Annotated in this window: 11 protein-coding genes and 1 pseudogene; all 12 read right to left on the minus strand. The window is 45.6% G+C overall.

Going from position 1 to position 12,637, the window contains the following annotated elements:
- Window position 1 precedes the first annotated feature (1 nt).
- Entirely contained in the window at window positions 2-1,462 is a 1,461-nt protein-coding gene (gene gltX / locus FXV78_RS17285) for a glutamate--tRNA ligase (RefSeq protein ID WP_009244376.1), read from the minus strand.
- 46 nt (window positions 1,463-1,508) lie between these two features.
- Window positions 1,509-1,949, minus strand: coding sequence for a threonine/serine exporter family protein (locus FXV78_RS17290; RefSeq protein WP_004842649.1), 441 nt, complete (start codon window positions 1,947-1,949; stop codon window positions 1,509-1,511).
- A complete protein-coding gene (locus FXV78_RS17295) occupies window positions 1,946-2,701 on the minus strand; it encodes a threonine/serine exporter family protein (RefSeq protein ID WP_004842647.1) in 756 nt (251 codons plus the stop codon). Before FXV78_RS17295 ends, FXV78_RS17290 begins: the two co-directional genes overlap by 4 nt.
- Window positions 2,691-3,632 (minus strand): leucine-rich repeat protein, encoded by a 942-nt coding sequence (locus tag FXV78_RS17300; RefSeq protein ID WP_004842644.1) that lies wholly within the window; start codon window positions 3,630-3,632, stop codon window positions 2,691-2,693. Before FXV78_RS17300 ends, FXV78_RS17295 begins: the two co-directional genes overlap by 11 nt.
- Before the next feature lie 93 nt (window positions 3,633-3,725).
- Window positions 3,726-5,159, minus strand: a complete 1,434-nt coding sequence (gene purB, locus FXV78_RS17305; RefSeq protein ID WP_022037167.1) for an adenylosuccinate lyase — start codon at window positions 5,157-5,159, stop codon at window positions 3,726-3,728.
- 20 nt (window positions 5,160-5,179) lie between these two features.
- Window positions 5,180-6,607: an amidophosphoribosyltransferase gene (gene purF, locus FXV78_RS17310; RefSeq protein WP_004842639.1), complete on the minus strand. Its 1,428-nt coding sequence runs from the start codon at window positions 6,605-6,607 to the stop codon at window positions 5,180-5,182.
- A gap of 13 nt (window positions 6,608-6,620) precedes the next feature.
- Window positions 6,621-7,328 carry a phosphoribosylaminoimidazolesuccinocarboxamide synthase gene (purC, locus tag FXV78_RS17315; protein ID WP_009244379.1) on the minus strand — a complete coding sequence of 236 codons (708 nt, stop codon included), beginning with the start codon at window positions 7,326-7,328 and terminating at the stop codon, window positions 6,621-6,623.
- 228 nt (window positions 7,329-7,556) lie between these two features.
- A pseudogene (locus FXV78_RS18920) lies at window positions 7,557-8,785 on the minus strand (fructose PTS transporter subunit IIA).
- A gap of 12 nt (window positions 8,786-8,797) precedes the next feature.
- Entirely contained in the window at window positions 8,798-9,718 is a 921-nt protein-coding gene (gene pfkB / locus FXV78_RS17325) for a 1-phosphofructokinase (RefSeq protein WP_004842630.1), read from the minus strand.
- The gene (locus FXV78_RS17330) at window positions 9,715-10,464 is read right to left on the minus strand and encodes a DeoR/GlpR family DNA-binding transcription regulator (RefSeq protein WP_009244381.1); all 750 of its coding nucleotides are present in this window, start codon (window positions 10,462-10,464) and stop codon (window positions 9,715-9,717) included. The genes pfkB and FXV78_RS17330 overlap by 4 nt, the downstream gene beginning before the upstream one ends.
- 143 nt (window positions 10,465-10,607) lie before the next feature.
- Window positions 10,608-11,375, minus strand: a complete 768-nt coding sequence (locus tag FXV78_RS17335) for a hypothetical protein (protein WP_009244382.1) — start codon at window positions 11,373-11,375, stop codon at window positions 10,608-10,610.
- Window positions 11,350-12,633, minus strand: coding sequence for a DUF5716 family protein (locus FXV78_RS17340; protein ID WP_004842626.1), 1,284 nt, complete (start codon window positions 12,631-12,633; stop codon window positions 11,350-11,352). Before FXV78_RS17340 ends, FXV78_RS17335 begins: the two co-directional genes overlap by 26 nt.
- Window positions 12,634-12,637: the final 4 nt, after the last annotated feature.

Raw genomic sequence — 12,637 nt, forward strand, 5'->3', positions numbered from 1 at the left:
TCTAATTTGCCTGGAGTAATGCGATACCGGCACGGATTCTCTTTAAGGATTCTTCCTTTCCGAGAACTTCCATCAGTTCTGTCGCACCGCCCGGTGTGTTCTGTTTTCCGGATACCGCTGTTCGGATCGGCCACATTACAAATCCGATCTTCACTCCTTTTTCTGTTACATATCCTTTTAATGTTTCAAACAACGCGTCATTGCTGTAATCTTCCTGTGCTTCCAGGATCGGAAGGACATCGTTTAAAACTTCCAGAGAATTCTCTGCATTTGTCTTCATCTTCTTGTGTGTATACATAGCAGTGTCATACTCAGGCAGCTCTTCAAAGAAATCGATCTGATCTTTAATATCCGGGAAGATTTCAATTCTGGTCTTCACCATCTTCGCAATCTTTTTCAGATCATAGTCTTTTGTGATGACTTCTTTCAGATACGGCTCTGCCATCTCATAGAACTTGTCTTCCTCCATGGCTTTCATGTATTCCCCGTTCATCCATTTGAGTTTTACCGGATCGAATACAGCCGGTGACTTGCTCATATGGCGGTAATCAAATGCCTCTACCAGATCCTCCAGCGAAAAGATCTCGCGGTTGTCCGACGGGCTCCATCCAAGAAGTGCCACATAGTTGACCACTGCTTCTGAAAGGAATCCCTGCTCGATCAGATCTTCATAGGAAGAATGTCCGCAGCGTTTACTTAGTTTTTTATGGTTCTCATCCGTGATCAACGGACAGTGTACATAAACCGGAATCTCCCATCCAAATGCCTCATACAGACGGTTGTATTTCGGTGCAGAGGAAAGATATTCATTTCCGCGGACAACGTGTGTGATTCCCATCAGATGGTCATCGATCACGTTCGCAAAATTGTAAGTCGGGAATCCATCGGATTTGATCAGGATCATATCATCCAGTTCTGCATTCGGAACCGTGATATCTCCGTAAATCTCATCGTGGAATGTGGTTGTTCCCTCATTCGGTACGTTCAGACGGATCACCCAAGGTTTTCCTGCTGCCAGATTGGCCTCTACCTCTTCTTTGCTCAGCCCCAGACAGTGCTTGTCATACACAACGATATCTGTTCCGTCTTCAGAAACAGAAGTCTTCAGGGAATCCAGGCGTGCTTTATCACAGAAGCAGTAATACGCGTCGCCCTGCTCTACCAGCTGCTTTGCATACTTCAAATACACTCCGGAAGCATTTCTCTCGCTCTGCACATACGGACCATATCCACCATCCTTGTCCGGTCCTTCATCGTGAATGAGACCTGTCTTTTCCAGAGTACGGTAAATGATGTCCAGTGCTCCTTCCATGAATCTCTCCTGGTCTGTATCTTCAATTCTGAGGATAAAGTCTCCACCCTCGTGTTTTGCGATCAAATATGCATATAATGCTGTACGCAGATTTCCTACATGCATCCGTCCTGTCGGACTTGGTGCAAATCTTGTTCTTACTTTACTCATCTTTATCTTCTCCATTTTCTATTTACGTCATCTTTTCTATTATATCTTAACTATTCCGCCTTGACAAGGGGATGTGAACCCGGAAAATGGCATCCACAATAAAAATTGCCAGTGCAATCATCCCCGCAATCTCCAGTGTCTGCAGCAGATAATAGGCACATCCTGCCCTGTCATTGGCAACGATAGAATAGGCAATTCTGTACATTCCGGCCCCCGGCACGGTCGGCAGGATTCCTGCAATCAGAAACACCGTCACCGGCGCTTTGAAAATCCTTGCAAAAAGATGTGCCATAAACGCAATTGCCAGCGCAGAAAAGAAAGAAGCCGGCACCACATCCACTCCACGGTGTGTACAAAGCAGATAAACACCGCCTCCTATTGCTCCGACCACACCCGTCTGCCACAGATATTTTCCGGGTGTCTCCAAAAGTACAGAAAACGCAATGATCGCAACAAAACTTCCCACCACTCCCATCAACACACTCATACGATACCTCCTACAAAAATCATCCCGGTACCTGCTCCAAGCCCGATTGCAGCTGCTGTCAAAAATGCCTCCAGTATCCTGGCACCTCCGGAAATATAATCCCCCCGCAGCGTATCCCGGATCGCATTGGTGATCGCTACACCTGGCACCAGGGGCATCAGAGAACTGATGATCACGATATCCAGATTCCAGCCGGATGTAACCCTATTCACACAGGCAGCTGTCACTGCTACCCCGAATGCACAGATTGCATTCAAAATAAAGCTGCTCATCTGGATTTTTTTGCCCAGTGTAATCAAAAATGCCAGGATACATCCTACTGCCGCAGAGACCAGAGTCTCTTTCACTCCCCCTCCAAAAAGAGGAGCAAACCCGACCGGAACCAGAATCGTCGCCAGATTATATACCGCCACTGAATACTGTTTTCCCTTGATCTGTTTCAACTCTTTATATGTTTCCTCAACTGTCATCTCTCCCCTGCAGTATCTTCTGGATATTTCATTTACCTGCACAATACGATGCATATTCGTCCCGCGGTCATGAACTCTGCGCATAGCGGTGAGCATTTCCATGTCCGGATTATCCAAAGTAGCAACAATCCCTGTCATCATAACAAATGCCTCTGCCACTTCTGTTCTCGCGGTGTTGAGAATATGCTTCATGGTATCCTCCACACGATAGGTCTCCGCTCCACTTCTGAGCATGATTTCTCCTGCAAGAACCGCAATATTCAATATCTGTTTATATTCCATTCTTCCCCTCCATGATCTCGCAGCCTGCCCCGTCTCCGAATATTCCTTCATCACACAAAATCGAAATACAGTTTCTCATATCTATTTTATCCAGGTTTGTATTGGCAAATGCAGATGCACGGATCGAAGTCACATCCTTGGGCATCTCAAAAATTCCAGTTCTTCCGGCAGGAAACGCTGCCAGCTCTGTTCCGGAAAATAAAATCCCATCTCTTGCCGTATATTCACCTGTGCCTCCTGCTTCGATCCATGTCAGTTCTCCCAGTTCAGAAAACGCACCGTTTTCTATATTCTGAATATTCTCCGGAATATAAATTTCAAAAATGCCGGTTCCAACTCCCGAAAACGTTCCTCTTCGAATTCCAATACAATTTTCTGACGGCAGTTCCAGATATCCATCCATCATCTCGCTTTTTGCAGGGTCAAATCCACAGATCATTCCCTCCTGATCAATTTTGAACCCCTGATAATATATATACGCCTCTGCCGGAGACTCTTCCTGTGTCATATCTTCCCCTGGTAAGGTATTCACAATTTCTTCCGGCATCGTCTCAGGAATCACTGGCTGTATAGTCTGACTCTGCACTGTCTCCACCGGTTCTACCGCTTCTTCTTGTGGCATGGCTGACGAAGCTTCAGCTACTTTCTCCGTTTCTATCTGCACATGTTTCTCCATTTCTGCCAGTGTATAGGTCCGGATACTCTCCTGTTTTACCATCTGTCCCAACCGGATCGGAACACTCCATCGTATCGTTTCACCCGCAGTCGCAGCATATGACCTCATATCTTCCTGTAACGGTACCATACTGACGGCATCACCGATTCCAACCAAAAGGCTGACCGTCACAACTCCTGCAATCACTTTCTTTAATCCATCCGGTATGTTCCAGATATGCTGTTTCTCCCAAACGCAATCGCCACTTGTTCTCATTCTTTTTCCATTCTCCCTGCTTTTTCTTTGGTATGCGAAAAAGGAATGCTGCTCTTTTGCAACACTCCTTCTCCTTTGCCTGTTATGGCAAAACTAAACATTGATCTCAGCTTTTACTCCGAGAATTTCTTTATTTTCCTCCAGAAGCGGATAAATCACATTATTTAAGTACGACTCTACCTGCTCTTTCGCACGACCTACATATTTCTGCGGTTCCATCGTCTCTTTCAGCTCTTCCAGACTCATGTTGAACGCAGGATCCGCTGCGATCAACTCCAGAAGATTGTTGTCCAGACCTTTTTCTTTGACATTGCGTCCGGCTTCCATGGAAAGCTCACGAATTCTCTCATGCAGCTCCTGTCTGTCTCCTCCGGCTTTTACCGCATCCATCATGATATTCTCTGTCGCCATAAACGGAAGTTCTGACATCAGACGTTTCTCGATGACTTTCGGATATACTACAAGCCCGTCCACAACATTCAGGCACAGATCCAGGATTCCGTCGATTGCAAGAAATCCTTCCGGCACACTCAGTCTCTTGTTTGCAGAATCGTCCAGTGTTCTCTCAAACCACTGCGTCGCAGAGGTGATTGCCGGATTCAATGCATCGATCATCACATATCTGGAAAGAGACGCGATTCTTTCACTTCTCATCGGGTTTCTCTTATATGCCATGGCAGAAGAACCGATCTGTGTCTTCTCAAACGGCTCTTCCACTTCTTTCAAATGCTGAAGAAGTCGGATGTCATTAGAGAATTTGTGCGCACTTGCCGCAATTCCGGCCAGTACATTCAATACTCTTGTATCCACTTTTCTGGAATAAGTCTGTCCGGATACCGGATAACATGCCTTAAATCCCATCTTTTCTGCGATCATTGGATCGATCTTATCAATCGTCTCCTGATCTCCGTCAAACAGCTCCAGAAAGCTTGCCTGGGTTCCTGTCGTTCCTTTGGATCCAAGAAGTTTTAAACTTCCCAGAACATAATCCAGATCTTCCAGATCCATCTCAAATTCCTGCAGCCAGAGAGTCGCTCTCTTTCCTACCGTAGTTGGCTGAGCCGGCTGGAAATGTGTGAATGCAAGTGTCGGCTGACATTTCTGTGCATCTGCAAATTTTGCCAGTTCTGCGATCACATTGACCAGTTTTGTTCTCACCAGCTTTAAAGCCTCTGACATTACGATCATATCTGTATTGTCCCCTACATAGCAGGAGGTTGCTCCCAGATGGATGATTCCTTTCGCTTTCGGACACTGCACACCATATGCATACACATGTGACATAACATCATGTCTTACTACTTTCTCACGCTCTTTTGCAACATCGTAATTGATGTCCTCCGCATGCGCTTTCAATTCTTCTATCTGCTCGTCTGTAATATTCAGTCCCAGTTCTTTTTCTGTCTCTGCCAGTGCGATCCAGAGTTTTCTCCAGGTTCTGAACTTTTTGTCCGGTGAAAAGATGTACTGCATCTCACGGCTTGCATAGCGCTCGGACAACGGACTTACATAACGGTCATTGCTCATAATCGTATTCTCCTTTTTTCCTATTCAAATGCCAGACTGATATCTTCTCCCGGCACCTCCATCGGATAATTTCCTGTAAAGCAGGCATCACAAAACTTCAGATCGCCTACCATATCTTTTAATTTTTCTACTTCCATATAGCCCAGAGAGTCTGCTCCGATCATCTCACAGATCTCCTCTGTTGTATGAGAGTGCGCGATCAGCTGCTCATTAGACGGCACGTCTGTTCCGAAATAGCACGGATGTAAAAACGGCGGAGAACTGATTCTCACATGTACTTCTGTCGCTCCTGCTTTCTTTAACATCTTGATGATATTTGCACAGGTCGTTCCTCGAACAATGGAATCATCCACCATAACGATCCGCTTCCCTTTTACCACTTCCGGAATCACGTTCAGCTTGATCTTCACACTGGACACACGCTCACTCTGTTTCGGCTTAATGAATGTACGTCCTACATAACTGTTTTTATGAAACGCGGTTCCATAAGGAATCCCGGACTGCTGTGAATATCCCATGGCAGCCACAAGGCCGGAATCTGGAACACCAACCACCAGATCTGCCTCTACCGGATAAGACTGTGCCAGTGCTTTTCCAGCAACAATTCTGGAATGATAGACTCCGACTCCATCGATCGTACTGTCTGTTCTTGCAAAGTAAATATATTCAAAAATACATCTCGCACGTTTTTCTTCCGGCAGCGCCATACTCATGTCCGAAGACATGCCATGCTTTGTAATACTTACGATCTCACCCGGAAGGACATCTCTTACAAACTCTGCCCCGACTGCTGCGATCGCACAGCTTTCAGATGCCAGAAAATACGTATTGTCCCGTTTTCCGATACAGAGTGGTTTCAATCCAAACGGATCCCTTGCCCCGATCATCTTTCTCGGACTGCTGATCACCAGCGCATAGGCTCCTTTGATCTTCTTCATAGCATTTTTTACTGCATCTTCTGCCTTAGAAACATTCAGACGCTCTCTTGCCACATGATAAGCAATAACCTCTGAATCAATAGTCGTCTGGAAAATTGCACCTGTCTTTGACAATTCCTCCCGAAGCTCCACTGCATTGACCAGATTTCCATTGTGTGCGATAGCCAGAGTTCCTTTTACATAATTGATTACCAGAGGCTGTGCATTCTCCACACGGGTACCTCCCGCTGTAGAATACCGTACATGTCCTACTCCCAGATTGCCTTTCAATTCACGTAATGTCTCTTCGTTGAACACATCATCTACATGCCCCAACCCTTTACGTGACAGCACCTTGCGCTGTCCGTATGTGTCAGTTACTGCGATGCCGCAGCTTTCCTGACCTCTGTGCTGGAGTGCAAAGAGTCCGTAATAAATGGAAGACGCAACATCCTGTCCGTCCATATCATATGCGCCAAATACTCCGCATTCTTCTCCCAGCCCTGTTACCACTTTTTCAAAATCACTCATGGATGAACTCCTTCTATTTAATTCCAATACGTCTGAAGACTTCCTGATATGCGTCTTCTACATTTCCCATATCTCTGCGGAAACGGTCTTTGTCCAGTTTTTCATGGGTCTCTTTATCCCACAGACGACATGTATCCGGTGAAATCTCATCTGCAAGGATGATCTCTCCATGGAAACGTCCGAATTCGATTTTAAAGTCGATCAGTTCAATTCCTGCCTCATCAAAGAATTTTCTTAAGACTTCATTCACTTTGAATGTGTACTCTGTGATCTTGTCGATCTCTTCTCTTGTTGCAGCTCCGATTGCAATTGCAAAATAATCATTGATCATCGGATCTCCAAGATCGTCATTTTTATAGCTGAACTCTAAAGTAGGTGCTAACAATTTTGTTCCTTCCTCGATACCGAGTTTTTTAGAAAAGCTTCCCGCTGCCACATTGCGGACGATCACTTCAAGTGGTACGATCTCCACTTTTTTTACAGCTGTCTCACGGTCGCTGAGTTCTTCTACATAGTGAGTCGGAACACCTTCTTTTTCCAGAACCTGGAAAATGTAGTTTGTCATACGGTTGTTGATCACACCTTTTCCTACGATTGTTCCTTTCTTCTCTCCATTGAATGCTGTCGCATCATCTTTATAGTCTACGATCACAACGTCCGGATCTTCTGTCGCAAATACTTTCTTTGCTTTTCCTTCGTAAAGCTGTTCTAATTTTTTCATACGTTCACACCTGTCCTTTTTCTTAAATTTCATTCACTCGATCTGGGATTATCGGCACATCCCGCAGATAGATTATAATACAAGGCAGAGGGAAAATCAATATTCCCTCTGCCTTGTATTTCCTGTGGCTTATTATTTATTTCTCAACAGATAAATAAGATGTTCTTATATATTGTGCTTTATTTATCACTTTTCGCAATTTTTGTTCTGATTTTTTTGCACATTTTCTCACTTTGCTGCAAGCAGTTTTTTCAGCAGAACGATTCCAAGCATTGCCACGACAGAACCTGCCGCAACGGCAGCCAGAAACAGCAGCGGATCGGAAGCTGCAAACGGGATTGCCCCCTCTGTGATAAAGGAAAGTCCCATAATGAAATTCGTTGCCACTGTCTGCTGTTCACTCTTTGTAAACCGGTTTTTAAAAAACAGTGTCGCCAGAGCAATTCCGATCGGCGGAACCATACCTCCAAGCACTGCTCCGAGCAGGACTCTGCTGGATTCTCCCATACTTGCCAGCACCTGATTCAGCCACTCATTGAACGCTCCGACCGGCGGATTGACCACAAATACCATAAGGGCTCCCATTGCCGCGATTCCCAAAAACGGATACAAAAGCATCGGCTTTGTTCCCTCCAGCGCTTTTGGAAGCTTTTCCAGAATTTTCTTTAAACCGAGCATGATCAGTCCTGCCGCAAAACCTGCGATCAGTGCGCCAAAGAAACCAGAAGACACCCAGCCGGCCTCCTCTGCAGCCATTGTCATACCGCTTTTTGCCAGAAGACCTCCTACGATTCCGGGCATCAATGCCGGTCTGTCCGCAAGCGCCATGGCGATATATCCTGCCAGAATCGGGAACATCATTCGCCTTGTTTTCCAGGCTTTCCGCCGCCATATATGTGTGGGCAATCCCTGTGGGACATGCAGTAACTGCCAGTACCCGGTATCCCTCTTCCGGCTGATCCTGCGTCTGTTTTTCTTCTCCGTACTCTTCAGGAAATTTCTTTCTCTCCGCCTCATCAATGTGTGCCAGAAATTCTGTTACATCCGCTGCATCCAGCAGATTTGTCCGAAATTCGTCATCCATTAAAAACATGGAAAGACGGCTGAGTACTTCCAGATGCACATTATATTCTGTATTCGGTGCTGCGATCAAAAAAAATCATATGTACCGGCTGTCCGTCCAGTGCATCATAATCCACACCCTGAGGAACCAGCATCGTAGCAAGACCCGGTGCACTGACGGCATCTGTCTTTGCATGAGGAATGGCAATTCCCCCTCCGATCCCTGTCGTTCCTTCCTCTTCTCTCTTTAACACACCTTCTTTATAACGCTGTAGATCGTTGATATTTCCTCCTTTTGCCATCAGTTCTACCATCTGATCAATGGCCTGTCCCTTACTTTCGGGTGTTCTGGAAAGCTCCACACTTTCTCTCTTCAAAAGATCCGTGATTTTCATACCTTTTCCCTTTCAAATCTGATATTCGCTGTACGGTCTGTCCAGCAGTTTTACAATATCCTCCCTGGATGCCAGCCAGGACTGAAATGCCGTCGCACTTCCCGCTGCAGTTCCAAGCTCCAGTGCACGCTCATAAGAGCCAGTATTGAGATATCCCGCCAGAAATCCTGCCACCATAGAATCTCCGGCACCGACAGAATTTACAACCGTGCCATTGTGCGGCTGCTTTTTGTATATCTCACCGTCTTCTGTCACAAGGATCGCTCCGTCTTTTGCCATAGAAACCAGTACATTTCTTGCACCTCTTTCCTGCAGCTTTTTCGCATGAGCGATGATCTCTTCTTCTGTAGTAAGCGTCGTCTGGAACATTTCTCCAAGTTCATGATTGTTCGGCTTGATCAAAAACGGATGATATTTCAATACATTCAACAGCAGATCTTTTGTAGCATCTACCACAACTTTGACATCCTTATCTTTCAAACACATCAGAATCCATTCATAAATATTCTCCGGCAGAGTCGACGGAATACTGCCCGCCAGAACCAGTACATCTCCTGCCTTCAAGGATTTCAGCTTCTCAAACAACTCCTGGATCGCTGTTTCTGTAATCTTTGGTCCTTGTCCGTTGATCTCTGTCTCCTGTCCTGCGTTGATCTTGACATTGATCCTTGTCTGCCCGTCTGCAAGCGGTATAAAATCTGTCTTTGCGCCAAACTCCAGGAGCATCTCCTGCAATGCTTTTCCTGTGAATCCCGCAGTAAATCCAAATGCTGTACTCTCCAGACCCAGATTGGAAAGGATCACAGAAACATTGACTCCTTTTCCTCCCGGATAAACTGCTTCACTTGTTGTCCGGTTGATTTCTCCCGGCACCAGCTGTTCTGCCTGTACTACATAGTCTAATGATGGATTGAATGTCACTGTATAAATCATGATTCTGCCTCCTCTATATTACTGCATGTTTGAAATACCGGATCACTGATATGATCCGTAATGATCTGTGCATCTTCAAACCTCGCAAATGTGACGGATGATACATGACCGAATTTGCTCGAATCTGCCAGAACATATGCCTCTCTGCATCTCTTCATTGCAGCTTCTTTTACCAGTGCTTCGCTGATATCCGGTGTCGTATACCCTTTCTCCAGATGAATTCCATTCGTGCCAAAGAAGCCTTTTGTAAAGTTATACTTATTCAGCCACTCTACCGCAGCTCCTCCGACTAAAGCCTGTGTATCCTCTTTCAGCTCGCCTCCCGGCAAAAACACCCGGCAGCCTTTTTCTGCCAGACACTTTGCATGCAGAATTCCATTCGTCACATACACGGCCTCCCTCTCTGAAATCGCCTCTGCCAATGACGCTGTGCTCGTTCCTGCATCGATATAAACAAAATCCTCCTGACCGATCAGAGCCGCTGCCAGCTTTGCAATGCTGCGTTTTTCCTCTACATACAGCCCCTCTCTTTCTGAAACCTTTGCATCCTTTGTCGTATATGCCCCATTCAGTACAGTTGCTCCCCCGTGGACTTTCAACAAGGCTCCTCTTTTATGAAGCTGTGTCAGGTCTCTTCTGATCGTAGACTCTGAAGTATCCAGAAGTTCTGTCAGCTCTGTTACAGTCACTGTTTTTTTTTCGTTTACGATCTTAAGAATTTCGCGAAACCGCTCTTCTGCCAGCATTTTCCTCATCCTTTCTTTCATTTTCAATCATTTTCGTTTCCTTTATCCTTATAATATAATCATTTTCAGTCAAAATCAATCGCATTAATCCAAAAAAATATCCAAATCTGATCACTCTGATTTGGATACTTTTACTAAATACTCTATATGTGACTCCTCCGGTACTGCTGTTTCCACTTGTCTGTCAGCTGCTCTGACATCTCCATCTGGATTCCTTCCCGGATTTCTTTCATCTCGCTGCGCAGCTCTGTATTGATCTCCGCATAGGTGTCATTTTTCGTAAGAAGGATATGATATTCCTCCATCGACATATACTTATAAGACGCATACAAATACGGCTTTAACAACTTTGGATCTTCGCAGATCTGATACGCCCTGTCATACATCCGTGCCGCCTGCTGATAGAGGAACATTCTTCCATAGGCAGACCCCAGACTTGCATAGATCTTTCCATAAAACTTGGGATCTGTATTCTCATCCTCCCCTTCATTTAAGATTGCCTGATACACAAGGATCGCTTCTTCCACTTCTCCACTTTCCAGAAGATTGTCTCCTTTGTATTTCTGCCGCTCAATGTCCTTCTGGTTTTTGAGCCGCTCCAGAACATTCTGGATTCGGATCATCTCCGCTTCCTTGTAGATTCCGGAACTCTTCAAAATCGTGAGTACAAATTTTTCCACACTTCCCCGCATCCGGATCACATCCCGAAGCTGGTCTGCAAGCTCCCTTTTCCCGATGTCCTCTTCCAGCCATCCGCACAGCTGCTCGTTCATAATCGTATAATCGATCAGGTAGAGATTATTGCAGAGATAATAGCACAGCTCTTCCATTGTAAATATCTTACAGTGGATCCTCGTAATTTCATACGGATGGGCCGCATGCTGATCATGACATAGAATTAAACTTCCCATCATTTCCTCCTAAATGTATAATCTTCTCTTCCTGAAAATCGGTCGGCGGGAAAAACTCTCCGAATCCTACATCCCGCACCGTGATCTTACATGTTTTTTCATCTAAAAATAACGTCTCGATCTGAAGCCGCATGGAATACTCGCCTCTCTTGGGAAGCCTTCCAAGCGGGATCACCTCCGTCTTTAACGTACCCTGTACCAGAGACTCAATATGAAGCTCGATATCTTCTGTATCCTCTAAAAGCACTTCCCACTGATTGTTGGATTCATACCAGTGCGATCCCCAGGATACGATCGGATACCACATCTCCTGTCCATTCACCCGCATATTCACAGTGATCTGATCTGTCAGCTTGTCTTCGGAAAGATAAACCGGATCCTCAATGTGCATAAACATCTTGCGGTATGCGGTATAACAGGCACCCTTGCTGTACAGATTGTTTCCGATAAACGCCCTTCTTCCATTGCACAGGACTCTCAGAGAAGTCGGATACCAGTTATTCTCAAATCCCTCTCCGGTCAGAAAGACCGAAGATACGATCCGCTTGTCAAACACGCCTTCAATAAACCGGCAGAATCTCATATCCGCATCTTTTGCCTTGTCCGCATTGAGCACCGGATACACGGCTGCCAGTTCTTTTATATGTGCACTTGCCACTTCGTCCACTGTCACAAAAATCGTCTTTCCGCCTCCAAGCCCCGGCTTCAGCCTTCTGAGCATATACGCTTTAATCTCATTTCTGTCACAGCAAAACAACGCCGCCTCATACTGCCAGAGTTCTTTTGGCTGATAAAACAGATAATTGCAGAAACTCTCTTTGTAATCCTGAATGAAAATATGCCGTTTATCAATATTCATCCGTACTGCGATTCCCCGCAGCATCTGCGCCAGCTCTTCCGTCAGCTCCGGAACGCTGAACACGATCCCGTTGATCTTGGGAAACGACTGAAGCGACAGTTCGATAAATTTAGCAAGCAGCCACACTGCTTCATAGGATTCTTCTCCAAATTCAATTTTTTCCCCTGCCAGGCTTTTATCCAGTAACCGGTTTACGGTGAATCCTTCTTTCAAGCTGGCCAGACGTTTTGCTTCTTTTCCGTATGCCCAGGTATCACGCAGCTTTCCGATGACCAGAGGGATCTGGTAATTATCCGCATCTACTTCCATCGTCTCCGGCTCTGCCATTTCTTCATTATAAAAACTGATCTGACAGGTCTTTTCATTGATCTCGTAACCTATAATATTGCCTTGTCCCATAGGA

It is taken from the genome of Mediterraneibacter gnavus ATCC 29149 (assembly GCF_008121495.1).
Taxonomy (GTDB): Bacteria; Bacillota; Clostridia; order Lachnospirales; family Lachnospiraceae; genus Mediterraneibacter; species Mediterraneibacter gnavus.

Excerpts from the sequence above, each read along its gene's own strand:
- FXV78_RS17300 (WP_004842644.1), bottom strand. The coding sequence starts at position 3,632 with ATGAGAACAAGTGGCGATTGCGTTTGGGAGAAACAGCATATCTGGAAC.
- purB (WP_022037167.1), bottom strand. The coding sequence starts at position 5,159 with ATGAGCAATGACCGTTATGTAAGTCCGTTGTCCGAGCGCTATGCAAGC.
- FXV78_RS17340 (WP_004842626.1), bottom strand. The coding sequence starts at position 12,633 with ATGGGACAAGGCAATATTATAGGTTACGAGATCAATGAAAAGACCTGT.
- purF (WP_004842639.1), bottom strand. The coding sequence starts at position 6,607 with ATGAGTGATTTTGAAAAAGTGGTAACAGGGCTGGGAGAAGAATGCGGA.
- FXV78_RS17290 (WP_004842649.1), bottom strand. The coding sequence starts at position 1,949 with ATGAGTGTGTTGATGGGAGTGGTGGGAAGTTTTGTTGCGATCATTGCG.
- purC (WP_009244379.1), bottom strand. The coding sequence starts at position 7,328 with ATGAAAAAATTAGAACAGCTTTACGAAGGAAAAGCAAAGAAAGTATTT.
- FXV78_RS17335 (WP_009244382.1), bottom strand. The coding sequence starts at position 11,375 with ATGGGAAGTTTAATTCTATGTCATGATCAGCATGCGGCCCATCCGTAT.
- gltX (WP_009244376.1), bottom strand. The coding sequence starts at position 1,462 with ATGAGTAAAGTAAGAACAAGATTTGCACCAAGTCCGACAGGACGGATG.
- pfkB (WP_004842630.1), bottom strand. The coding sequence starts at position 9,718 with ATGATTTATACAGTGACATTCAATCCATCATTAGACTATGTAGTACAG.
- FXV78_RS17330 (WP_009244381.1), bottom strand. The coding sequence starts at position 10,464 with ATGCTGGCAGAAGAGCGGTTTCGCGAAATTCTTAAGATCGTAAACGAA.
- FXV78_RS17295 (WP_004842647.1), bottom strand. The coding sequence starts at position 2,701 with ATGGAATATAAACAGATATTGAATATTGCGGTTCTTGCAGGAGAAATC.